The following is a 25121-nucleotide window of genomic DNA, read 5'->3' as shown; positions in this document are numbered from 1 at the left end:
ATTTGCGGACAGTTTTTAAGGAAGTTGTTATAAATTTTAAAAGAAACAAATAAATGAAAATCATTCTGTAATTTAGCTTTTTTAATAAAAATTTTAACATGAAAAAAACCTTATCTGTTCTCCTTTTAATTTTAGTGTTTTCGAACCTCCAGGCACAAAAAAGCAAACAAAATTTGATTATTGGAACCTATACTAAAGGATGCGAAAGCAAGGGAATCTATGTGTATGATTTTGATGCTGAATCCGGAGATTTCCATTTTAAGAATAGCAGTAAGAATGTGGTGAATCCAAGTTATCTGACGGTTTCAAAGGACAATAAGTTTGTCTATGCTGTAAATGAAGACGGAAACGAAAGCGCTGTTAGTTCTTTTGGATTCAATCCGTCAAGCGGGAAATTTGATTTTATCAATAAGCAAAATTCAATAGGAGCTGATCCCTGCTATATCATTAATGATGATAAAAATGTCATTGTTGCCAATTATTCGGGCGGAAACATCAGCGTTTTTGGAAAAAATAATGACGGAAGTATTGCCGAAGCCAAACAACTGGTAGAACAGCATGCCCAAAACCAAGGAAAGTCCCATACGCATATGGTATATTTTTCTCCGGATAAAAAGTATGTTTTGTCCAATAATTTAGGTAATGATAAAGTATATACGTACCAATACAATCCAAATGCGGATAAAGAAGTTTTGAAAATTACAGATAGTATTTCAGTAAAAGCGGGTAGTGGTCCAAGACATCTTACTTTTGGCAAGGATGGTAAATATGTTTATTTGTTGCAAGAACTGGATGGTAGTCTAACTGTTTTTAGTTATGCCAAAGGGAAATTGACAAAAGTAGATGAAACGACTGTTATCGCTAAAGATTTTAAAGGCGTTATTGGCACAGCCGACATACACATTTCGCCTGACGGGAAATTTTTGTATGCAACTAATCGTGGAACGGCAAATGATATTTCGATTTTTAAAATTGCTAAAAACGGAAAATTGGAATTTAAAGGGCAAACCAGTACTTTGGGCAAAGGACCTCGTAATTTTGCGATTGATCCTAGCGGAAACTTCCTTTTGGTAGCCCATCAATATACAAATGATGTCGTTATCTTTAAGCGCAATAAAACTACAGGAGCGATTACTGATACAGGTAAAAGAATTGCTTTGTGCGCACCGGTTTGTCTGATTTTTGCTAAGAATTAGATTTTAAGGGACACGTTTAAATAAAAAAGCCTAAAAAAGAAATCTCATTTTTTAGGCTTTGGTAAACTTATTTCTTTTTCTTCTTTTTGGCAGCTTGGTTTTTCAGCATATTTCTGTTGACAGAACCATGTGTTTTTTTCTTGGTTACACCAGGACCTCCCAAGTTGACTTTTTTATTCTTCTTACTTTTCTCTTGAAATGCGCCGTCACCTTCCAGTTTTTGTTTTTTCATTAAAAACTTAATCGGCTGTCTGTCTTTTTCCGGTTCAATCAATTTCAATGAAATTTCTACTTCTTCAGGGAATGCTTCGATAGATAATTCCATGTTCATCAATACTTCGACTTCCACTTTGAACTCTTCTTCGCGAGGCGCTATAAAACTGATGGCAGTACCGGTTGCATCTGCACGACCTGTTCTACCAATACGGTGCATGTATAATTCCGGCATTTCTGGCATCTCGAAGTTGATTACGTGTGTGATATTCGAAATATCCAATCCTCTGGCCATAATATCAGTTGTAATCAGACCACGTAGATCACCTTCTTGAAACGAAGCCATCGTGCTCAAACGGTAATTTTGCGATTTATTGGAGTGGATTACTCCAAATTGTCCTTCAAAATCTTCCTCGATACGTTCGTGAACCATATCGGAAATTTTCTTATTATTGACAAATACCAAAACACGACTCATGTCGTCATTGTTTTGTAATAAATGTTTAAGCAGGTTTATTTTGGTATTGAAATTGGGAACATTATACGTAATTTGTTTGATGTTTTCCAAAGGTGTACCTGACGCAGAAAGGGTAACTTCTTCCGGATAATCAAAATAATCATTCAAAATGCCATCTACTTCATCAGTCATGGTTGCCGAAAATAAGATGTTCTGACGTTTTTTTGGCATCATAGCCAAAATAGCTGTCAACTGGGTGCGGAAACCTAAATTCAACATTTCGTCAAATTCATCAATTACCAGTTTTTGCATTTCTTCAAAACGAATCACATTGTCCAAAGTCAAATCCATGATTCTTCCCGGAGTTCCTACCAGTATATCACAACCTTGATAAACGGTTGTTTTTTGGGTATTGATATTTACACCACCAAAAATTCCGATGGTTCTAACAGACATGTATTTAGTCAGTTTTTCTACCTCTTCCACCACTTGAACCACAAGTTCACGAGTAGGGACAAGGATTACTATTTTTGGGGTATGTTGCCCCGGAGTAAATTTATATAACTTTAATAAAGGTAATAAATAGGCAAATGTTTTTCCGGTTCCGGTTTGTGCAATTCCCATCATATCACGACCTGACATTATCACAGAAAAAGTTTTTTCCTGAATAGGGGTTGGGGAAGTAAATCCTAAATCGTCAATTGCTTTTTGGACTGATTTTGGAAGATTTAATTGCTCGAAAGTGGTCATAAAACGTATATTTTTTGCAAAGATAGTCTTTTTGAAAGTAATGATTGATTTTCATTTTTAATGGATGCTTTTCATTGATGCTATTTGAATTTCAAATCCCAGGATAAATTTAGGGAATAAATCCAAAAATAGTTTCCCGGATCAAAGCTGATTTCTTGATGGGCAACATCAAATTGTGCGCCCCAAGCATTTTTGTTCTTAGCGGTAGTGAAATAATAACCGATATTGAAACGCTGAGTTTTTAGGTTTATGATTTCGGCATCTGCGGTGTCAAACTTAAATTGGTTTATTTCCGGAGAAACTCCCATGCTGTAGGAAAAACTGATATAATTCTCCGCATTAGAACGGTATTTCCGATAATTTAATGCCGCTGATGTGCTTGTTCCTCCATCTCCTGGAGTAAAGTAAGGGCGAAACGACCAGTAGCTATTTCCGGTGTACCAACCCAATGCTCCTGTGTAGATATTTGTGGTACTGCTGTATTTTAAAGTTCGGAAACCAAGGGAAACCTCTAAACTGTGCGGTAAAGATTTGTATAGCTCCGCGCCGTATCTAACATCGGGGAAAAGAAAAGTGTTTGCTAAGCCTAAATTCAGATAGGCATATAAACCTTTGGTGATTTTAGGATATAAATCGACTTCAAACTGGGCGCCATTTTCATTGAATCTTCTGCTTAAGTTAAGTTTTCCTATTATGCTTCCATATTTTGTAAGTCGGCTTAGTTTAAGCGTATGGTATTGCATAGGATCAAAAACCTTTGAATAGACATCAACACTCGATTTTATTCCGAAGGCATTTTTTCTAAGTTCCTGATTTAAGCTAATTTTATATTCATTGGCTTTTTGATCTTCCGGATTTTTGTCTAAAATGGATTGGATGGTACTGAAGGCGTCCAAAGGATTGTTGGTGTTTTCTTGTGCAGTCGCTTTGACGTATAATAGTTCCGGATCTTCAGGGAAAATTTTCAATGCCTGAGATGTCATTTCGATTGCAACATAAGGTTTGTCAGCCCATATTTCATTTTTAATGGCAGCTATCCAAGTGCTTTTTCTTTGGGAATCTTTGTCTAAAATAGATTTGAATTCTTTCTGGGCTTTTCTATAATCCGCGTCCCAAGAATAGGTTGTAGCCAAAAATTCTCGAATATCGTGATAATCGGGATACTTGGTTAAAATATGAGATAAGGTATCTTGTGCTTGCTTGCGTTGCTGGTTGAAAGCCAGATTGCGGGCGGTTTCAAATGAAGCGTCCGGATTGCCATTGTATTTGTTTTCTTGGCCATAGATTTGGAAAACCATTGCGAAGCAAAGCAAAAATGGTAATTGAACTATTTTTTTGGATATCATTTTACGAAGGTTTTTTTTATTTTAACAAATTCTTTTTCTGTAGGATGTTTTTTTATGACACTGTCAATTACTTTATTGGCTAATGTGAGCTTATTGGTTCGCTTGTAGGCTTGCGCTAGTTTTATACCTAATTCAGGATTGGCAACTTTGTTTTTGAGTCCTTTTTTGGCTATCAAAATTCCTTTTGGATCTTGATCTGTCCACCAATATAAATCCATTAAAGCAAGATAGCTATCGTTGTAATAAGGCGTTCTTTTGACTACTTCCAGTAATTCAGTTTCAGCTTTGGAGTAGTTTTTATCCCAAGCTAAGGTTCGTCCTTTTAAGGTTCTTACATCGGCATAATTAGGAAATTCATTCAAAATATAGTTGCATAGTAATCTCGCTTTGTCCCGTTCTTTGTTGAAAGCAAAGTCACGAGCAAGAAAAAATATCTCATCGTAGGTTAATCCCTTGGTTAGTTTTTTGATTTTTTCCAAATCTTCTTTAGAGAATTCAAAAGCGGGTTTAGTGTAAGTATTAATAGCATTCGGGATGATTTTGTTTTTCTGTGTCAGATAGGCATTTAGTCTTTTAGCCTCATTTAGCGTATCAGCCATGGTTTTCAACATCACTTTGTCATTGACTTTTGCCAGGTCAAAATTTTCGTTTATTTTGAATAAATCACCATTAGAATACAAATAGTCTTTGTAAATCAGTTCATTAATGCTTCCTTTATTTTGCATAATAGGGATTTTGTGAATGTTCCTGAATTTCTGGACAGTATCTAAACCGGAACTCATCCAAGTGGTTTTTTCCATTTTGTTCATCTTGTAATTATTCATTAAAAACGACAGCAAACTTGGGGTTATGTCCCAATGGGAAGAAACGGATTTGAAGGATTGCGGTTTTTTCAACAAAGGGCTATAAATGTACAACGGAACGTGAAAGCGGCATAATTTATCTTTTTGGGCAACAGGAATCAAACGGTGATCCCCGGTAATTACAAAAATAGTATTTTGGAATTCAGGCCTTTTCGAATAGGACTCCATGAAATTTTTGATAGAATTATCGGTGTATAGCAGACAAGCAAATATATCTTTATAGGTATTAACTTCTGATTTTGACACCTCAAGTGTTCTATTCGAATTAATGATCTTATCCACTTTTTTTAGATATTCCTGTTTTGAAGGAAAATCAAAAGGTTCGTGGTTAGTCAGTGTCATGATAACATCGAGGCGCGGAAGTTTTTTTGAATCTAATTCGCTGAGTGTTTTTTTGAAGATTTCATCATCTGGATAGCCCCAAGAAAAACCACCCGAGTTTTCTTTGGTTTTAACATAACCAGGACCAAATTTATTTACGTCTATGACATTCTCGATACCGTTGTATTCGAGGAAATTTATTTTTCGGTCAAAACTGGATTCGTCTCCGCAATAAAAAGAGGTAGTATATTCATTAGCTTTTAAAATACTGACAAGAGAAATATGCGAAGGAAGAGGATTCATTTCCAGAAAACCTTTCTCGCCATAAGGCAATGAACCCAATATAGAAGGCAATGCGCCAAAAGTTCGACCTGCATTACTGACAAAGTTTTCCCAATACAATGATTTTGGAATTAAAGAATCCAGATAAGGAGTAAAGCCCCGATATTGATTTTTCCCAATGAACTCAGCGCCTAATCCTTCTACGATAATCATCACGATATTTGGTTTTTCTTCTTTAATTTCAAAAAATGGAGCTAATACATCAGGCGAAGAATTAAAGGGTTGAACCAAAGGATATTCTTTTTTATAGAACAAATCAGCCGCAGTAAATACATTTTTATCGGATTGAAATCGGATGATATCTGTAGTGAAAAAAGACAGTTTGTTTTGATAACTGGAATCAGAAATTTCGGGGATCGAATATTTTAAACCGACAAAGAGCAGGATGAAAACAGTTGAAAACGCATAGATTACATTTGGATTAGCATATTTAACCAAAAGATTATTAATGCCCAGAAATAGAAGCGGAAAAACAACAAATGGAAAGAAATAAAGGTAGGAAAGCGATTCAGATGCTGTAACAGTAGTGTACATATCATCGATAGAATAGCCCAGAATATCTGCGCCCAGATTTACCAGAGTGGTAAGATTGTATTTGACCAAGGCAAATTGACCAATAACTATTATAGAAAATAGGATTTTAATTGCAGTTACGCTCCATGGTTTTCTTAGAAAATAAAAGGCAATGTATATCGGAAAAAACAGCAGCCCAATTACTAATGCTGTTCCAAAATCATTAAGTAATTTATAGAATAGATTTGTGATTAAATCTGTAGAGTGAATTCCGTTTGTGCTTTTGCTGTATATTTCAAAAATGCTCAGAGACCAAAATGTAAATAGTAAGGCAAAGGTTAAGTAAAGATGGGGGAAAGAGTTTTTTAATAGAAGCCTAATCTTCATATTTTAATTATTATATTTTTATTTTGGAAATTGAATCATTTGACATCCCTTTTCGAGTCATTTCTCCCCATTTTATTTTCTTGTTAAAATAGTAATCAAAGTTACCTTTAATGGCAGCATATACAATAAAAGGATGATTTGTAAAAGGCTCTAGGAAGGCCGTCATTATCAATCGAATACCAATCCCTTTTTTCTTGTATTGATGATAAGTAAGTTCTTCAGTAATAATAGTAATAATGGAGAACATTACCGTAAATAAATAACACAAAACAATGAATGCAATGGCATAATCCCATTTGATGTTGTTATTGATCAAAAGAAATAAGAAATAGAATATCCCCAGAACTTCGATTATGGGAGCGAGTCTTTCGTATATCAACCAGTAAGGGTAACTGATCATTCCCAAAGTATTGTATTTCCTGTTGAATCCTATTTTTCGATGCTTTTTTAAGGTCTCAATAGTTCCTCTGGTCCATCGGTTTCTTTGCGAAATGAATATTTTATAATTGTCCGGAGCTTCTGTCCAGCAAAGCGGATCCGGAATATAAGCCACTTTGTATTTTATTTTTTGCTCTTCCATATGTCTTCTCATTCTTACGATGATTTCCATATCTTCTCCAACGGTTTTGGTATCATAGCCGCCAACTTCAATCGCTGTTTTTTTATCGAATAAACCAAAGGCGCCCGAAATAACCAATAAACCATTAAGTTTACTCCAAGCCATTCTTCCTAGCAGAAAAGCTCTTAGGTATTCTAAAATTTGTCCTCGTACAATTAAGTTTCTCGGCAGATTAATATCCAGTAATTTTCCGTCTTTGATGACACAGGAATTAGCAATACGAATAACACCTCCGGCGGCAATTACTTTGGAATCGGTGTTTTCCAAAAAAGGTTTAACCATCTTTTGCAATGCATCCTCCAGTAATAAACAATCGACGTCAATACAGGCAACATACTTATTAGAGCTGATGTTTAGTCCCATGTTTAAAGCGTCTGCTTTTCCGCCATTCTCTTTGTCTACCACAACTAATTTTTCAAAAGCAGGATTGGTTGATTTAAAAACACCTGCTCTCAGTGGTTTTGTTTGAATTTGGTCGTTAATAAGGTATTCAACCTTAACCAGATCATAAGCTTTTATGAGTTTTTCAAGGCTGTCATCTTTACTTCCGTCATTTACTATGATTACATCGTAGTTGACATAATGATTAGACAATAAGGAACGCACATTCTCAACAATGTTTAAGGTTTCATTATAGGCTGGGGCAATAATTGAAACAGAGGGTGAAATGGACGATGACAGTATTTCTTTGTAATTTACAAAGCTGTTTTTCTTCATATAATCTACTGTTTCAAATGCAGAGATTATTGCTAATAAGATATAGGATACTATTGCCGTAAATGCAAATCCAAAAAAGAAGTATTGAATCAGATCTATTATCATTAGAATTGCAGTGTAGTTGAAGTTAACTGGCTTTGATTAAGGCAGTGTTTTCGGGATATTTTTTTTCAGATGGGATTATTTTGAAAGCATTTGGCTTTTTGATTTCAATTGCTTTTACGATTTTCATCGCTGAAACTCTGATATCAAAATTTACATGATTCATAAAGGGTATGATGAATTCTTCGTCATGGGCTTCATGCATGTTTTCCATCATTTTAAAAAAAGCAATTTGTTCGTCAAGGCTCAATTGATCAAAATTATTCTTCAAAATAGCAACAGCTTCAATGGCGCCCATATGAGACAAAACACCAATTGCTTCAATTCTCATTTCCTTTTCAGGGTGATACAGAAGGCTTATAATGGCATCCTTTGCTTCAAATTGATTGTATATTTTAGCCAGTTTTAAAGCAAAAAAGGCAACTGAATCATTTGAAGAATTTAACCAGTTTGTGATATCTGGAATCTCTTGGTCATCAAATTTTTGAAGAATTTCTAATAATTGAATTTGATCCCATTCAGACAAAGGAGTGGTCAAAATATTTAAAAAATCAAGGCCTTCAAAATGGAATAATTTGACTAAATACATTTGTATTTCCTTACGAACTTCCCTTTTAGGATGATTTATCAACTGAATAATCTGGTCATGGACTTCTTTAATCTCAAATTGTGTCAACTCATTTATCGCTCTTGCCACCACATTCCATTTTTTATGTTTCAACTTGGCAGCGGCTGAATTCATCATTTCGGTTTGATAATAAAGCTTTTGAATGGCATCTGCCGTTTCACCTGAAATTTCATTTCGTAGTTTCAGCAAAGTGGTAATGATAAGTTTCCTTTTCAGTCTATTGGTAGAACATTTTTTGAAATAATTGACAATTTGTTGTTGTTCAACACTGATTTCGTTATCCTCATTGCCAGCATACAAATACTCTATCAAATCAGATTCATATTTTTTTTGGTAGACTTTCTGGATTCTTTCTTTGATCCTGAGTCTTGATCTTGAGTGTTTTAAATAAAGGATCAAGCTGCATATTATAAGTATCAAAGTAGTAATCAAAGCCCATAGGAATTGAATGACTTCGGGTGCGTTTTTGAGATAATCAACAATATTTTGATATAGGTTTACCATAATTTGCTAAACTTAGTTTTCTATTGTAATAACCTTTTGATTCGGATAACTAATTCGTTTGGGCTAAATGGTTTGGCCATGAAATCAGTAGCGCCCAGATTAAAAGCATTGAGAACCATTTCCTCCTGACCTGCAGATGAGAAAACGATAACGGGAGTTATAAGATCCAGTTTGTTTCTTACATGACTGATTATTTCCAAGCCGCTGACAAAAGGCATCATTACATCAGTGAGAATAATTTCGGGTTTTTGTTTTTCTATTATTTCTATGGCTTCTTTACCGTTTTCTGCAATAATAAGATCGTATCCTGCCTTTTCTAATTTGAATTTTAGCAATAATGAGAGTATTGAATTGTCTTCTGCTAAAAGTATTTTTCTAGATTCACTCATTTCTGTTCTTTTTAAATTGTGGTATTAATTTTGAATAGTTGGAATAGTGTTGTTGTATATTTAATTCCAATAATTACAATCAAATTTAATCAAATTTTCATTGCAATATCGATAAAAAGCAAAAAAAGACGATAAAAAACAGTTGTTATTGGATTTGTAATATAATATTTATGCTACATCCTTGATTTTAATGCTGTTATTATTGTTTTTTGTTATTTATACAAAATCTGGTAGTTCTAAGTTTAGGAGTTTTTTTGATACAATTAAAACCCTTCAAAAACACCCAACCCAAATAAAGCAAAATCATATTTAGCCGGATCTTTTGGATCTAATTTTCGAAGTTGTGCATCTAGTTCGGCAAGTGCTTTTGCATCATTTTGTTTTCGGGATAATAAGCCCAGTTTTCGGGCTACATTTCCTGAATGTACATCAAGCGGACAGGATAACGCAGCAGGAGAAATGGTTTTCCATATTCCTAAATCAACGCCTTTATTGTCTTGGCGCACCATCCACCTTAAAAACATATTGATTCTTTTTGCGGCCGAATTGTTCATTGGATCCGAAACATGTTTTTGCGTGCGGTATTGATGTGGAATTTCAAAAAAAACTTTTTTGAATTCCGAGATGCTTTTTTGCAATGATTCCGGTTCTTGATTTTTAGAATAAATGCTTTCTAAACCATGGTGATTTTGGTAAATATTCTTTAAGCTTTGAATGAAAAAAGTGAAATCTTCTCCGTTAAAAGTGCGATGAACAAAGCTATCCAATCGCTCTAAATCAGATGGAGAATGCGACATCACAAAATCATAAGGCGTGTTGCCCATCAGATCCATCATTCGATGTGAATTTTTTATGATCATTTTGCGATTGCCCCAAGCAATGGTAGCACTCAAAAAACCAGCAATTTCTATGTCTTCTTTTTGAGAAAAGAGATGTGGAATTTGCACAGGATCACTATCGATAAAATCCAGCGTATTGTATTGAATGAATTTTTCGTCAAGAAAGTCTTTGAGTTCTAGTTTTGTCATTGTATAGGAAAGCGGATAACTCAGAGTAAACTGATTGATACGGATTTTTTTATTTCGGCTCGATAGTTAGAGGGCCTGACGACTAATTTGTCCGTCAACCATGACTAATTTACGGTCAGCCATATTGGCCAATTCATCATTGTGGGTAACAATTACAAAGGTTTGGCCTAATTCGTCTCTTAGTTTAAAGAACAATTGATGTAAGTTTTCGGCTGAGGCAGTATCCAGGTTTCCGGATGGCTCGTCGGCAAAAATGATTGCCGGTTTGTTGATCAAGGCTCTTGCAACGGCTACGCGTTGTTGTTCTCCTCCCGAAAGTGCATGGGGTTTGTGGTCCATTCGATGGGAAAGCCCCAGATAAGTCAATAATTTTTTGGCTTCTGTTTCGGTTTCTTTTTTTGATTTATTGGCGATGAAAGCGGGAATACAAACATTCTCTAGCGCAGTAAATTCAGGTAATAATTGATGAAATTGGAAGATAAAACCTAGATTCAAATTTCTGAATTTGGATAAAGTCTTGTCGTTCATGTTCAAAATGTCTTCGTCATTGATACGCAATTCGATTCCATTTTCGACAGTGGGTTTGTCTAAAGTTCCTAAAATTTGTAAAAGAGTGGTTTTACCTGCTCCCGAAGCTCCTACAATTGAGACAATTTCTCCTTTTTTGATATGTAAATCCACGCCTTTCAATACATGAAGTTGATCGTAGAATTTATGTAAATTTTTGGCTTGTATCATTTTGAAATTGTTTGCACAAAGAAACAAAGATTTTGATGATTATTTGGAATAATTTTCAAAAGACAAATTATAAATTTTAGTTAACAAAAAAGGCTAAGGTTTATTTAATAGACTAAATTTGATAGATTGTTTGTTAAGAGATTTAGAATTGCATTGGAAAATGTTTTTCTTTTGATAACGATTAAAAATTAAAAACCAATATAATGAATACACAGGAAAAAATGGAAATAGCCACATTTGCCGGAGGCTGTTTTTGGTGTACTGAAGCCGTTTTTTTAGAACTAAAAGGAGTAGAGAGTGTTGTTTCGGGCTATATAGGCGGAAAAACGGCAAATCCTACTTACAAAGAAATATGCAATGGGGATACGGATCATGCGGAGGCGATTCAGATTAGTTTTAATCCAAATGAAATTTCTTTTGGGGAATTGCTTGAAATATTTTTTGCAACCCACGATCCTACAACGTTAAATAGACAAGGGAACGATGTGGGCACGCAATATCGAAGTGAAATTTTTTACCACGATGAGGATCAAAAAGAAATTTCCGAGAGTTACATTGAATTATTGACCCAAGAAAATACATTTGGCAAGCCTATAGTAACTAGAATTTCGCCGGCAACGTTATTTTATCCTGCCGAAGATTACCATCAAAATTATTACAATCAGCATCAAGAACAGGGCTATTGTAGTTATATCATTACGCCAAAAATTGAAAAATTGAAAAAAGTGTACAAGGATATGCTTAAGAAATAATTGATCATTAGGATTTGTCAAATCAATATAGAGTAAAACAAATGAAAGAAGAACTGGGAATAGAAACTGTTTCGGAACAAAAATCGGATAAAACCAAAAAGCTACTTTTAGGACTGCTTTTTGACGCAATCGGGATGCTGTCTTTTACGATTCCTCTTATCGGTGAATTTTCAGACGTGGTTTGGGCACCAATAGCGGGATTTTTGATGACCAGAATGTATCGGGGTAGCGTAGGTAAAATAGCTGGAGTTTTAACTTTTGTTGAAGAAATAATTCCATTTACGGACGTGATTCCTTCTTTTACCTTGACATGGATGTACACCTATTGGATTAAAAACAAAAACGCCCAATAATCGAGGCGTTTTTTTTATTCTTTGAAGAGAAATCCCAATCCCATTCGTTTCAACATCTTTTTCTCGAATGACCAAAAGAAAGTAAATTGTCCAAAAACAAAACCAAATAGAACTAAAAATACTTGGTATATTGGGAAAATTAGAAGTAATCTGACAGGAGTAAACCAAAAGCCTAAGTCTTCGCTGGTGATTCCCAACCAAAGACAAAAAGGTTTGGATAGCCAAGCTGAAGTAGAGCCAGTAATGGCAAAAACGATCAATATGATTGTAAGCTGAAAGTTGGATTCAATTCCCCAACGTTTTTTTAATTTCTTCATTTTTATTTGCAATGGTCGCAAAGATAGTAAGATTATCTTAGGGGAACATGACCAAATAATTTTTGTCTGTAGGTATTTTGAAAATAGACCAAGTAATTGTAGATTAAATAATTTACCTCATAGCCATAATTGATGGTTGGATCATAATTAATGGTCATTTCATAAAGATTAGGATTGTATCTGAAAGGTTGTGCGACGCGACTGTTCCATTCACTAATCCACAGGCGATTTTTGTTTTCTAAATAAGATTGGGAGTAGTAATTTCTGGGGAGCGCTGTAGAGACAAGCCAAGAGCTAAACCCCGGATCAATGATAATGACTTCATATTCGAGCTCCTCATTGACAATCCTAACAGTATCATTTTTTGTACCTGTTGGTTTTTCTTTCGTCACCACAGCCGATTTGGTGCTGGTACAGCCAATGAGAACACAAAAAATAATTGCTATAATGTAAAGGCTGTTTTTCATGATATTCAGGAAAATAATTTGATTATTAAAATTACAAAATTAACCGGCTGATTGTTGATTTTTTAGTATAAAAAAAAGCCATCTATTTGAGATAAATGACTTTGATAGTATTGTAAGTAATCGTTTTATTTTCCGAAAAGTTTTGAAAACAGGCCACCGATACCTCCACTGTTCTTTGTTACGGCACTCATTGCATCGCTAATATCTACTTTTCCATCCGAATTCTGATCTAGACCAAATTGTCCTCCATATTTTGAAATAGCGTCCATGATAGATGAATTTTGGGCACCTTCTCCAGAAATAGCATTTATCAAATCCGAAATCTGAAAACTAGAGTCATTAGCGTCTTTAGCTTTACCAACCAAAGAACCTAAAATTTGTGGAATCATACCACCCGCTACGCCAGAAGCAGCATCGCTACTCAAGTTGAATTTCTCGCCCAAAGTTCCTGTTAGTTGTTCTGAGAGTTTTTGAACAACAGGATTTGAGCTGTCTAGATTAGTGTTGCCTTGAAATAATCCGGCAAGTTGATCGATGCCTCCATCTGAAGCTATTTTTTGTAAACCAGAAATAATCGAACTACTTGCTTCGTTTATTACCGCTTCGTTCTGATCATTTGGAATCGCATCGTTTTTTACTACGGCTTCATTTCCAAACTGCTGTGCTAATTGCGTCAATTGTTCAAACATTTGATTTTTTATTTAGATTAGAAATCAAATTTAATTAAATTAATTAAAAAAAAGCTTGCTGGGTTGTAATTGATTAGTTTTTAGCAATCATTTAATGTTTTGATATTAACGTAGTAAATTGATAATTTGTTCGGCTAACTCAATGCCAATCCTGTCTTGAGCTTCAAGGGTTGCGGCTCCAATATGAGGAGTCAATGAAATTTTTGGATTCATCAAAATGGTTATTTCTGGTGTGGGTTCATTTTCATAAACATCCAATCCGGCAAATAATACTTTTCCGCTGTCTAAGGCTGCTACCAATGCTACTTCGTCAAGCACACTGCCGCGAGCACAGTTGACAATTCCTACGCCTTCTTTCATTATCGCAAATTCTTTTTCGCCTATGATGTAGTTTTTTTGATCAGGAACATGCAAGCTGATAAAATCAGCTTCTTGTAGTAAAGATGCCAGAGGTTGGGAAACGATGGTAGTTGTAATCGACTGACCATCGAAAAAAGAGACCGTTATAGTTGTCTTTTCGATCGAAATATCAGAAGCAATTACTTTCATCCCTAAACCCAAAGCTATTTTTGCAGTAGCCTGACCAATGCGTCCTATTCCTATGATACCAAGTGTTTTTCCTCTCAATTCAATTCCGTTGGAATACGCTTTTTTCAAACCATTAAAATTTGTATCTCCTTCTAAAGGCATATTTCTGTTTGAATCATGCAAGAAGCGAATACCTGAAAACAGATGAGCAAATACTAATTCAGCTACAGATTCCGATGAAGCCGCAGGAGTATTAATTACTTGAATTCCTTTACTTTTAGCATAGTCTACATCAATATTGTCCATGCCGGTGCCACCACGACCAATTATTTTTAAACTTGGACAGGCATCAATAATATCTTGTCGGACTTTGGTTGCACTTCGTACCAAAAGTACGCTGATGTTATTCTGATTCACAAAATTTACCACTTGTTCTTGGGCTACTTTTGTGGTGATAACTTCAAATCCTCCTTTTTCTAAAGCAAGAATTCCGCTTTTAGAAATACCGTCATTAGCTAATACTTTCATTTATTTTTGGCTTAAAAAGACCGCTAGTCCCCAACGGAGACTAGCAGCTTTGTATTTTGATTTTATTACTATTTTAGGGCTGTTTCTTTTGTGAAACTTTTAAACTTTTGATTCCAATGCCTTCATTACATCAACTAGTACCTGAACGCTTTCCAGAGGAAGGGCGTTGTACATCGAAGCTCTATAGCCACCTACTGAGCGGTGTCCTGATAAGCCCGAAATACCGGCTTCGGCCCACATGGCATCAAAAATAGGGGTATGCGCTTCATTATTCAATAAAAAGGTCACATTCATAGTAGAACGATCTTCGGCTACGGCTGACCCTCTGAATAATGGATTTCGGTCAATTTCGGCATAAAGCAAGGCGGCCTTGGCATTGTTTAGTTTTTCAATTGCTGCAATTCCACCTAGTTTTTTTAACCATTGTAAGGTCAATAGTGAGGCATAAATAGGGAAAACCGGAGGAGTATTGTACATGCTCTCGGCTTTAATATGTTTTTCATAATCCAGCATACTTGGAATTGTTCTGCCTGTTTTTCCCAGAACTTCTTCTTTGATAACAACTAGAGTGGTACCAGCTGGGCCCATGTTTTTTTGAGCACCGGCATAAATAATGTCAAATTTAGAAAAATCTAAAGTTCTGGAGAAAATATCAGAACTCATATCGCAAACCAATGGAATATCCACTGAAGGAAATTCCTTCATTTGGGTACCAAAGATCGTATTGTTAGAAGTGCAATGGAAATAATCGGCATCTGCAGGTATGCTGTATCCTTTTGGGATATAATTGTAATTTTTGTCTTTTGATGAAGCGACAACCACGGTTTCTCCAAAGATTTTAGCTTCTTTGATAGCGCCACTCGCCCAAGTTCCTGTGTCAAGATAAGCGGCTTTTCCGTTTTCTTTCATTAAATTGTAAGGAATCATCAAGAACTCTAAACTGGCTCCTCCTGAAAGAAAGAGGGCTTTGTATCCTTTGCCTTCCAATCCCAATAATTCGATTACCAATGCTCTTGCTTCTTCTATAACGGCAACAAAATCATCGCTTCGGTGTGAAATCTCCAAAAGAGATAAACCAGAATTATTAAAATTTAAAATGGCTTGGGCTGATTTTTCAAAAACTTCTTGTGGTAAAATACAAGGTCCTGCGCTGTAATTGTGTTTTTTCATGTGTAGTTAAGGTCCAAAAGTTAATATGCAAATTTCGGGAATTACGACTTTAAAAGGGGGAAATAAAAGAAAATAATTAAAGGCCTTTTGTTTATATTGTTAACAAAAACGATATCGTATCGATATTGTCTGCGTAATCCCATAATTTAGGATTTTGTGTTTGTCCAAAATCAACACTATCGTCTATTAAACCAGCACTGACAACACATTGAATTTGTTCTTTTTCCGTTTGTAGTCGGTTTTGTATGTCTTCTATATTTTCATAAAACTCATAAAAAACACTCGAAATAGGCGAGGCGTGACTTTCATCTTCTTTGATGGTCAAAAAACCATTGTCTAATAGCTTGAAATTGCTCATCAAGAAAACGGCTTTATTGTAGTCGTAATTATTGGCGTATTTTTCATAATGAATGACGTCTTGGTATTCAAAAATCGCTTCAAAAAAAGCATCGAAAGAATATCCTTTTGGAACAAACAATTTAGATACATTGCGACATCCCAAACCAAAATACCTGAAAATATCTTCGCCCAATGCTACAAGCTGCTCCTTGGTTTCTTTTCCGTTTAAAACAGCAACAGAGTTTCTACTTTTTCTAATTATCGAAGGTTTCTCTTTGAAATAATATTCAAAATAGCGGGCCGTATTATTACTTCCTGTGGCGATTACGGCATCAAAATTTTCTAATTTTCCTTCAACAAAAGTTATTTTACTAGCCAATTCGGGTGCTATGGCGATGATGTATTTGGCTAAAAAAGGCAGTAAATGTTGGTCGTTTGACGATGTTTTTACCATCACATTATGCCCTGTAATCAAGACAGAGAGGAAATCATGAAAACCCACCAAAGGAATATTTCCCGCTAGTATCAGAGCGATGTTTTTTGGTTGTATGTTTTCTAAATCGTAAGCGGCAAGCCATTGATTCAGATTTTCTTCTGTTAAGGCCGTAGCCCAAGATTGAATCGAGAAACAAACCTGTTCTGGCGTGTACCAGCCGTTATGGGACTGGGATAAATTTATTAATTGGATGAAATCTTCGAAAAATAAATCGTTTTGTAAAATATCGGGTCTTTTTATGCTATTATTCTCAGAAAATTGACTTAAGAATTTTCCTAATTCAACAAAAACACTTTTTTTTGTTTCTAATGTCATAATGTTTGCTTATAAAAAGTTTTGATTGTAATTTTGCACAAAAATAAGCTATATTAAGTTATAAGTCAAAGGAGAAAAGATTGTTAGACGGTTTTTATTCTTCGCCCATAATTTTAACACCTAATTAATAGAAAAAATGGCAATCATAATAACAGATGAATGTATCAATTGTGGCGCTTGTGAGCCAGAGTGCCCAAATACTGCAATATATGAAGGTGCTGACGACTGGAGATATAAAGACGGTACAAAACTAAGCGGAAAAGTAATTTTACCTGATGGTAGCGAAGTGGATGCTGAAGCGGCCCAAACTCCTATTTCGGATGATATTTATTATATTGTTCCTGGAAAATGTACAGAGTGTAAAGGTTTTCATGATGAGCCACAATGTGCGGCTGTTTGTCCTGTTGACTGTTGTATCCCGGATGATAATCATGTAGAAAGTGAAGAAACCTTGTTGAACAGACAATCGTTTTTACATAACGAATAAGACAAAAATTAAAAATTTGAGTTTTGAAATAAAAAAATCCTGAGTGACTAACTCAGGATTTTTTTTGTTTTTGATTGTTTTTTACGGTTTAATAATAATATAAGTCGTCTGGGTTACTTTATCGGTTTTTTCATCGTAGTTTTCTAAGACAAGATTTCCATTGCTGTCAAAATAGCCAAACGAAGTGATGTTTTGTGCTTTATAAATATAGTTGTTATTAGACGTTTTTCTTAAAATGGCTCTTTCTCTTCCATCGGGTAAAAGCACGGTATAACCATTTTGATCAATTGCCACTTGGTATTTCTGACCATTTAGTTCATAATAGGCTGATCTGTCAACATCGACTATATTGGTAATTCCGTCAGCAGTTATCGCTGTGATGGAGGTTACTTGAACAGGGGTTTCTTTGATGTCTTTATTTAGTACATTAGAATCAGCATCTTTCAACTCAATTTTTTGAACTTCTTTAACTTCCTGTGTTTTTATAGATTTTTTTTCTCCTTTGGAATTATTTACAGTAGTTGTAGTGGTTTTTATTTCTGATTTTACATTTTTATTTTGCGCATGAATGTTTAAAGAAAATAAAAAAGCAGTCATACCTAGAATTATAGTTTTCATAATATTTGTTTTAATGATTTGTATATCATAAAGATAGTGGTTAATTGCGTCGAATTTGTTATATGATTTTTGTAAAAAATTATATTATTCACAGTAAAGCGTGTTCATTGTTCTAGGTAGAGTAGAATTAAAGTTTTATAGAAGAGCAGTAAATAAGCAAGAGCCGTCTCTCGACGGCTCTTGCTTGAAAATAGATGAGGTTTATATATGAATAATTCGATTAGAAATTAAATCCAAGTCTTGCATAATAGTAAGCTCCGCTGAATCCCATTTGAACGGCATCCCAGTAACCGCCAGCCTCGGTGTTGCCTTGTTCGTCTTGTTTATCAGGATAAATGTTGAAAAGGTTATTACTACCAATACTCAATTTTAAGTTTTTGGATAATTTATAACCCAAAGTTAAATCAGTAACTGTTTTAGCGTTATAAACATCATCTTCGTCAGCATAATCTACTAATACAACTTTGCTGAAATGCGTAAAAGCTAAACCGGCATCAAATTTATTTTTGGAATAATTAAGATTCAGGCCAAATTTGCTTTTTGGGGCTGAAGCCAATAAAAAGGCTTTTTCGCGTTTTCCAAAAAAAGTGCCTTCGTCCAGATTTTTGTTTTTTACATTGTCAATTTTCATGTCATTGATGTTTCCAACTAATGTAGCTCCGAATTTTGAATCACCAAATGATTTTTTCCAGGCAAAAACCATGTCTAAACCTGCAGTTCTGGTATCAACACCATTGGTGAAAAATTGTGCTTCCGAAACACCAATATTTAATGCAGTGGCATCAAAATATCCGGTCAATACAATTCTGTCCTTAACTTTAATGTAATAACCGTCAACCGTGGCGGTAAATTCTCCAAAAGAAGAAGTGAATCCTAAAGAAGCATTAACTGCTTTTTCTTCGTTCAATTTTTGAATGCCAAAGGCTTTTGTTACCGGGCTGTTATTTGGGGAAAGAATAACTTCTACAGCTCCGCCAGCATTAAAATTAGTAAAACGCAAATTATAGTAAATTTGAGCCAATGAAGGAGCTCTAAATCCAGTACTTATAGAACCTCTGAAATTGATGTTTTTGGTAGCTTTCAATCGGGCGGCTAGTTTTCCGTTAAGAGTACTTCCAAAATCGCTGTAATTTTCAAATCGAACGGCTGTGCTTACAAGAAAGCTGTCGGTTACGTCAAATTCGGCATCAGTATAAAGCGACAAGTTAGTGCGGCTTTTATCTACTTCATTAGCTGGGCTATAACCGGGAAAACCTTGAGAGCCTCCAGGTCTTGATAGAACGGCTGGAGAATCCGGATCGCTAGGATCATAATCAGGATTAGGAATTGTAGGAGCAGATTGATTGGCTGGATCTGTAATTGGACGTCCGTTAGTGTCATAAGTGGTATAAGAACCTTCTTCGCCTGCAAAAATCTCGAATTTTTCCGTACGGAATTCAGCTCCAAAAGCAAGATTCATTCCGTTTAACACCGAGCTATAATTTTTTGAAAAATCAAAATTCATCGTATTTTGACTTAAACTGTGTCCTCCGGCATCAAACTCTAAAGGAGAAGCTTCTTCTAATGAGGCGTTGATGGTTCCTTTAATGAAATAATGGAAAAGGTTTTTTCCATAAGTGTTGCTAATGTCAATTTTCCAGCCACTTGCTGTTTCAGTTCTGAAACCTGCAGCAAGAGAATTGTCAAGGATGTTTGAAGTAATTCTAGGAGTATATCCGCCTGGGTAAATAGATTCAACGACTCTTTCTCCGCCATTTCTAGTAAAAGCATAAGCATCAGTGTCTCTGTAATTTCTTCCTCCAAAGGCGTAGAACTGGGTTTTGTCAGAAACAGGAATCGCCATGTTTCCAAAAAAGTTGAAACCTTGTATTTCGGCCTCTCCAAATCCTTTTCGGAAATCATATCCTGGACGCAAGGTTTTGTTTTTGTTTAAATATTCTGCTGTGAAATTAGCAAAACCTCCTTTTTCTCCAAGAGCCACACCATAATTTGCGGCTATTTTTACAGATCCACCATCAAAATTTTGGTCTTTTCCAAAGCTATTTCCGTTACCGTTTTTGTCCAAACGATATCCGTCTGTGTTTGCGGTGCCAGAAAGAAAATCTCCTTTTGCATTGGTGTTGAATGCGCCATAAGTTACTGAACCAGTTAGTTCGTCAACATTGTCGTTGAGGACAATATTAATTACCCCAGCAATGGCATCAGAGCCATATTGAGCAGCGGCGCCATCTCTCAGGATTTCTATTCTTTTAATTGATGAGGCTGGAATGGCATTTAAATCTGTTCCAGTGTTTCCACGACCACGAGTTCCAAATATGTTGATGAGTGAGGATTGATGTCTTCTTTTTCCGTTAATCAAAACAAGTGTTTGGTCAGGGCCTAAACCTCTTAATGAGGCTGGATCTACGTGGTCAGCACCATCAGATCCCGATTGTTTATTGGCATTAAAAGAGGGGGCAACATATTGTAACAATTCATTGATTTCTAATTTCCCACTTTGTGTAGTTACATCTCTTACATTGATCACATCAATAGGAACTGCCGAGTTTACAACCGTTCTTTTCGTATTTCTAGAACCTACAATTTGAATTTCTTTCAGTTCCTGTCCGCCTTCAGGGGATAATACCATGTCTATTTTAGAATTTAGTGCTGGTTTTTCTACAGTTGTAAAGCCTACGTAGCTAAAAACCAATGTCGCACCTTCTTTGACATTTATTCTATAGGTTCCATTTGAATCTGAGGAAACACCATTTGAAGTTCCTTTTTCTACAATATTAACTCCCGGTAATACTGTGCCAGTGTTGTCTTTTACTAGTCCGGAGATTTCTTTTTGGGCAAAAAGAAAACTTGCATTAAGGAATAGGAACAATAAAGCAATTTTTTTCATAAGTAATGGAATTTTAAGTTTGGTTTTTTGGATAGCTAATCAGTTGCAATATATAATTTTTTTAACAAAACATTAAGATAACTATGTTTTTTTAACATAAATCATTAAAGAAATATTAATATAAAGATTTCTGAAATCTAGGATGTATTAAATGTTATATTTGCAAAAAAATATATATAGATATCATAAATAGAATAGCGGTAGCTGCTATTTGTGAAGGTATATTGTAAAATTGCCATGCTTCTATCGTAAAAACAAGGAAGAATGGCCAGAATCTATTCCATTAAAAAATAAATAGTAACTACATATGAAAGCAGGAATTGTAGGATTGCCAAATGTTGGAAAATCAACATTATTTAATTGTTTATCAAATGCAAAAGCACAAAGTGCTAATTTCCCTTTTTGTACAATTGAGCCAAATATAGGCGTTGTAAACGTTCCGGATCCAAGAATTGAAAAATTAGAAGAATTGGTTAAGCCAGAACGTGTTCAAATGGCAACTGTTGATATAGTTGATATTGCCGGCTTAGTAAAAGGCGCCAGTAAAGGGGAAGGTCTTGGGAATCAGTTTTTAGGAAACATTAGAGAGTGTAATGCTATTATTCATGTATTGCGTTGTTTTGATAACGATAATATTGTCCATGTTGATGGAAATGTAAACCCAATTCGTGACAAAGAAACGATTGATATTGAGTTGCAATTGAAAGATTTAGATACGGTTGAAAAACGTTTAGAAAAAGTAAACCGCGCCGCTAAAACCGGAAATAAAGAAGCACAAACTGAAAAGGCACTTTTGGATCGAATCAGAGAGTCGCTTTTACAAGCAAAATCAGCCAGAACGATTGTTCCTCAATCTAATGAAGAGGAAGTATTGATGGAAAGTTTTCAGTTAATTACCGCTAAACCGGTATTGTATGTTTGTAATGTGGATGAAAACTCAGCGGTAAACGGAAACAAATACGTGGATCAAGTTCGTGAATTAGTAAAAGACGAAGATGCCGAAGTAATTATCCTTTCGGTAGGTGCTGAGGCTGATATTACCGAATTAGAAAGTTATGAAGAACGTCAGGTTTTCTTAGAAGACATGGGCTTGAAAGAACCGGGAGCTTCTGTCTTGATTCGTGCTGCTTACAAATTGTTGAAACAACAAACGTATTTTACAGCAGGTGTCAAAGAAGTTCGCGCTTGGACGATTAATATTGGAGCAACTGCGCCACAGGCTGCAGGAGTAATTCATACTGATTTTGAAAAAGGATTTATCCGTGCTGAGGTTATTTCGTATGAAGATTTCGTTCATTACGGATCGGAGGCTAAATGTAAAGAAGCCGGAAAATTCAAAGTAGAAGGAAAAGAATATATCGTGAAAGATGGTGATGTGATGCATTTCCGTTTCAATGTGTAATTTTTAGAGAATAGAATAAAGAGCAAAGAGAATAGATGAAACCGCAAAAGCAATTTTGCGGTTTTTTTTTGGTCACGTTTTTTTTGTTACTTTTAGTGAAAACTAATTATTATGAAAATCATTGCCTTTGGAGCTAGCCCAAGTAAAAATTCCATCAATAAAAAATTAGCGACTTATGCTGCAGGTTTATTTGAAAATTCCGAAGTAGAAGTTTTGGATTTAAATGATTTTCAAATGCCTTTGTTTAGCGTAGATATCGAAAAGGAAATCGGTCAGCATCCTCTAGCGCAGGCTTTTTTGGATAAAATTGATTCAGCTGATTTTCTTGTAGTTTCTCTTGCTGAAAACAATGGTAATTATTCGGCGGCTTTTAAGAATGTTTTTGACTGGTGTTCCAGAATTAATGGAAAAGTTTTTCAACAAAAACCAATGCTTCTGATGGCAACTTCTGATGGGAAAAGAGGAGGAGCCAATGTTCTTGAAATTGCCAAAAATGCCTTTCCGCGCTATGGTGCAGACGTAAAAGCTACTTTCTCTCTTCCGAGTTTTTATGATAATTTTGATATTGAAAATGGAAGAATTGCTAATGCAGAATTAGATCTCCAGTTAAGAGATATGGTGAAAAATAGTCTCTTGTAAATACGGGGATGTTATCCTAAATTGGTGGTTTTAATCTCAAATCGAGTTGTCAATATCATTTTTGATAACTTTGAAGGCTTCTCCTTTTAAAATAAATCGAGATATCCTATATTAGCACAAAATCCACAAAATTTAAAATGTCAGATCAAAATAAATATACCGAGGATAATATTCGGTCGCTCGATTGGAAAGAACACATCCGTATGCGTCCCGGTATGTACATTGGGAAACTGGGTGATGGTTCTTCACCTGATGATGGTATTTATATTCTTCTAAAAGAGGTATTAGACAACTGTATCGATGAATTCGTTATGGGTGCCGGTAAAACGATTGAGGTAACCATTAAGGACAAAACGGTGGCTGTAAGGGATTACGGCCGTGGAATTCCGTTAGGAAAAGTGGTTGATGTCGTTTCGAAAATGAATACTGGTGGAAAGTATGATTCTAAAGCTTTCCAGAAATCGGTAGGTTTGAACGGTGTAGGAACCAAAGCGGTGAATGCACTTTCGAATTATTTTCGTGTAGAATCGGTTCGTGACGAAAAACAAAAAGCAGCTGAGTTTTCTGCAGGAAATTTAGTTCTGGAAGAAGATATTACAGATACCACAAAGAGAAAAGGAACTAAGGTCACTTTTATTCCGGACGAAGCTATTTTTAAAAATTATAAGTTCCGCTACGAATATGTCATAAAAATGGTTAAAAATTATTGTTATCTAAACAATGGTTTGACGATTATTTTCAATGGCGAAAAATACATTTCTGAGAACGGTCTTAGGGATTTATTGGAAGAAACAATTAGTGCTGAAGATTTAGAATATCCAATTATTCATTTGAAGGAAAAGGATATCGAGATTGCTTTAACACACAGTAAAACGCAATACAGCGAGGAGTATCACTCTTTTGTCAATGGTCAGAATACGACCCAAGGAGGGACGCACTTAGCGGCTTATAGAGAAGCGATCGTAAAAACGATTCGTGAGTTTTATAATAAAAGTTTTGAAGCGTCTGATGTGCGTAAATCGATTGTGAGTGCCATTAGCATCAAAGTGATGGAACCCGTATTTGAGTCGCAAACCAAAACTAAATTGGGATCAACAGATATGGGCTCTGATGATGGAACGCCGCCAGTTTCGGTTCGTACTTTTGTAAACGACTTCATTAAAACCAAATTAGACAATTATTTACATAAGAATCCTCCAACTGCAGAAGCCTTATTGCGTAAAATTTTGCAGGCTGAAAGAGAGCGTAAAGAATTGTCCGGAATTCGAAAATTAGCGACAGATCGTGCTAAGAAAGCCAATCTGCACAATAAAAAATTGAGAGACTGTCGTGCACACCTTCCGGATACAAAAAACCCTAGAAACTTAGAAAGTACGCTTTTTATCACCGAGGGAGATTCGGCTTCCGGGTCGATTACCAAATCACGCGATGTGAATACGCAGGCGGTTTTTAGTTTGCGTGGTAAGCCTTTAAATTCATACGGAATGAGCAAGAAAATTGTGTATGAAAACGAGGAGTTCAATTTGCTTCAAGCGGCTTTGGATATCGAAGATGGTTTAGAGAAATTGCGTTACAACAACATTGTGATCGCAACTGATGCCGATGTCGATGGAATGCACATCCGATTGTTATTGATTACTTTTTTTCTGCAATTTTTCCCTGAGCTAATCAAAGAAGGACATTTGTATATTTTGCAAACGCCACTTTTCAGGGTGAGAAACAAGAAAGAAACAATTTATTGCTATTCAGACGAAGAGAGAAAAGACGCGATTGAAAAATTAAAACCAAAACCGGAAATCACCCGATTTAAAGGTTTAGGGGAGATTTCCCCTGATGAGTTCAAGAATTTTATTGGGGACACCATTCGTCTTGATCCTATTATGATGGACAAAAACACTTCGATTGAGCAATTACTTTCTTTCTATATGGGGAAAAATACACCCGATCGACAGGAATTTATCATCAAGAATCTGAAGGTAGAGTTAGATGTAGTCGAAGAAGAAGTATAATAACATAAGTTG

Annotated in this window: 23 protein-coding genes; 7 read left to right on the top strand and 16 right to left on the bottom strand. The window is 35.4% G+C overall.

The window, feature by feature from the left end:
• Positions 1-98 precede the first annotated feature (98 nt).
• A complete protein-coding gene (locus tag BUB25_RS00750; protein ID WP_072938256.1) occupies positions 99-1196 on the top strand; it encodes a lactonase family protein in 1098 nt (365 codons plus the stop codon).
• Between the two features lie 67 nt (positions 1197-1263).
• On the opposite strand, the gene BUB25_RS00745 is transcribed toward BUB25_RS00750, so the two are convergent.
• The 8 genes from BUB25_RS00745 to BUB25_RS00710 all read right to left on the bottom strand — a co-directional run bounded on the left by BUB25_RS00745 (position 1264) and on the right by BUB25_RS00710 (position 11113).
• Positions 1264-2616: a DEAD/DEAH box helicase gene (locus BUB25_RS00745; RefSeq protein ID WP_072938253.1), complete on the bottom strand. Its 1353-nt coding sequence runs from the start codon at positions 2614-2616 to the stop codon at positions 1264-1266.
• 80 nt (positions 2617-2696) lie between these two features.
• Positions 2697-3962, bottom strand: coding sequence for a YaiO family outer membrane beta-barrel protein (locus BUB25_RS00740; RefSeq protein ID WP_072938249.1), 1266 nt, complete (start codon positions 3960-3962; stop codon positions 2697-2699).
• Complete coding sequence (locus BUB25_RS00735) at positions 3959-6388, bottom strand: sulfatase-like hydrolase/transferase (RefSeq protein ID WP_072938244.1); 2430 nt, start codon at positions 6386-6388, stop codon at positions 3959-3961. The genes BUB25_RS00740 and BUB25_RS00735 overlap by 4 nt, the downstream gene beginning before the upstream one ends.
• A gap of 10 nt (positions 6389-6398) precedes the next feature.
• A complete protein-coding gene (locus tag BUB25_RS00730; protein ID WP_072938240.1) occupies positions 6399-7829 on the bottom strand; it encodes a glycosyltransferase family 2 protein in 1431 nt (476 codons plus the stop codon).
• Positions 7830-7851: 22 nt separating this feature from the next.
• A complete protein-coding gene (locus tag BUB25_RS00725) occupies positions 7852-8958 on the bottom strand; it encodes a HEAT repeat domain-containing protein (RefSeq protein WP_072938237.1) in 1107 nt (368 codons plus the stop codon).
• 20 nt (positions 8959-8978) lie between these two features.
• Entirely contained in the window at positions 8979-9347 is a 369-nt protein-coding gene (locus tag BUB25_RS00720) for a response regulator transcription factor (RefSeq protein WP_072938234.1), read from the bottom strand.
• A gap of 263 nt (positions 9348-9610) precedes the next feature.
• A complete protein-coding gene (locus BUB25_RS00715; RefSeq protein ID WP_072938231.1) occupies positions 9611-10375 on the bottom strand; it encodes a TIGR02757 family protein in 765 nt (254 codons plus the stop codon).
• A 66-nt stretch (positions 10376-10441) separates the two neighbouring features.
• Positions 10442-11113, bottom strand: coding sequence for an ABC transporter ATP-binding protein (locus BUB25_RS00710; protein ID WP_072938228.1), 672 nt, complete (start codon positions 11111-11113; stop codon positions 10442-10444).
• A 203-nt stretch (positions 11114-11316) separates the two neighbouring features.
• Here BUB25_RS00710 and msrA point away from each other — a divergent pair, with 203 nt between their 5' ends.
• The gene (gene msrA, locus BUB25_RS00705) at positions 11317-11865 is read left to right on the top strand and encodes a peptide-methionine (S)-S-oxide reductase MsrA (RefSeq protein ID WP_072938225.1); all 549 of its coding nucleotides are present in this window, start codon (positions 11317-11319) and stop codon (positions 11863-11865) included.
• Between the two features lie 41 nt (positions 11866-11906).
• The gene (locus BUB25_RS00700) at positions 11907-12218 is read left to right on the top strand and encodes a hypothetical protein (RefSeq protein ID WP_072938222.1); all 312 of its coding nucleotides are present in this window, start codon (positions 11907-11909) and stop codon (positions 12216-12218) included.
• Positions 12219-12232: 14 nt separating this feature from the next.
• On the opposite strand, the gene BUB25_RS00695 is transcribed toward BUB25_RS00700, so the two are convergent.
• The 6 genes from BUB25_RS00695 to BUB25_RS00670 form a co-directional block, all read right to left on the bottom strand.
• The gene (locus BUB25_RS00695; protein ID WP_072938219.1) at positions 12233-12535 is read right to left on the bottom strand and encodes a DUF6787 family protein; all 303 of its coding nucleotides are present in this window, start codon (positions 12533-12535) and stop codon (positions 12233-12235) included.
• 32 nt (positions 12536-12567) lie between these two features.
• Entirely contained in the window at positions 12568-13002 is a 435-nt protein-coding gene (locus BUB25_RS00690; protein ID WP_072938216.1) for a DUF6146 family protein, read from the bottom strand.
• Positions 13003-13127: 125 nt separating this feature from the next.
• Positions 13128-13691 carry a hypothetical protein gene (locus BUB25_RS00685; RefSeq protein ID WP_072938212.1) on the bottom strand — a complete coding sequence of 188 codons (564 nt, stop codon included), beginning with the start codon at positions 13689-13691 and terminating at the stop codon, positions 13128-13130.
• A 105-nt stretch (positions 13692-13796) separates the two neighbouring features.
• Positions 13797-14747, bottom strand: coding sequence for a D-2-hydroxyacid dehydrogenase (locus tag BUB25_RS00680; RefSeq protein WP_072938209.1), 951 nt, complete (start codon positions 14745-14747; stop codon positions 13797-13799).
• Positions 14748-14846: 99 nt separating this feature from the next.
• Complete coding sequence (gene serC / locus BUB25_RS00675; protein WP_072938206.1) at positions 14847-15917, bottom strand: 3-phosphoserine/phosphohydroxythreonine transaminase; 1071 nt, start codon at positions 15915-15917, stop codon at positions 14847-14849.
• Between the two features lie 91 nt (positions 15918-16008).
• Complete coding sequence (locus BUB25_RS00670; RefSeq protein WP_072938203.1) at positions 16009-17067, bottom strand: acyl-CoA reductase; 1059 nt, start codon at positions 17065-17067, stop codon at positions 16009-16011.
• A 136-nt stretch (positions 17068-17203) separates the two neighbouring features.
• On the opposite strand from BUB25_RS00670, the gene BUB25_RS00665 reads away from it, so the two are divergent.
• Entirely contained in the window at positions 17204-17554 is a 351-nt protein-coding gene (locus BUB25_RS00665) for a 4Fe-4S dicluster domain-containing protein (protein ID WP_072938200.1), read from the top strand.
• Between the two features lie 81 nt (positions 17555-17635).
• On the opposite strand, the gene BUB25_RS00660 is transcribed toward BUB25_RS00665, so the two are convergent.
• Together BUB25_RS00660 and BUB25_RS00655 are read right to left on the bottom strand one after the other, a co-directional pair.
• On the bottom strand, positions 17636-18172 hold the full coding sequence (locus BUB25_RS00660; RefSeq protein WP_072938197.1) for a hypothetical protein: 537 nt from the start codon (positions 18170-18172) through the stop codon (positions 17636-17638).
• 220 nt (positions 18173-18392) lie between these two features.
• The gene (locus BUB25_RS00655; RefSeq protein WP_072938194.1) at positions 18393-21059 is read right to left on the bottom strand and encodes a TonB-dependent receptor; all 2667 of its coding nucleotides are present in this window, start codon (positions 21057-21059) and stop codon (positions 18393-18395) included.
• 307 nt (positions 21060-21366) lie between these two features.
• Here BUB25_RS00655 and ychF point away from each other — a divergent pair, with 307 nt between their 5' ends.
• From ychF to BUB25_RS00640, 3 genes are all read left to right on the top strand, one after another.
• Positions 21367-22461 (top strand): redox-regulated ATPase YchF, encoded by a 1095-nt coding sequence (ychF, locus tag BUB25_RS00650; protein ID WP_072938190.1) that lies wholly within the window; start codon positions 21367-21369, stop codon positions 22459-22461.
• A gap of 111 nt (positions 22462-22572) precedes the next feature.
• Complete coding sequence (locus BUB25_RS00645; protein WP_072938187.1) at positions 22573-23100, top strand: NADPH-dependent FMN reductase; 528 nt, start codon at positions 22573-22575, stop codon at positions 23098-23100.
• 137 nt (positions 23101-23237) lie between these two features.
• Positions 23238-25109 (top strand): DNA topoisomerase IV subunit B, encoded by a 1872-nt coding sequence (locus BUB25_RS00640; protein WP_072938184.1) that lies wholly within the window; start codon positions 23238-23240, stop codon positions 25107-25109.
• Positions 25110-25121 lie beyond the last annotated feature (12 nt).

Origin of the sequence: Flavobacterium granuli, assembly GCF_900129705.1 — a bacterium.
Classification (GTDB): domain Bacteria; phylum Bacteroidota; class Bacteroidia; order Flavobacteriales; family Flavobacteriaceae; genus Flavobacterium; species Flavobacterium granuli.
The sequence above is the reverse complement of the archived record's forward strand: the minus strand, read 5'-3'. Positions and strand labels throughout refer to the sequence as shown.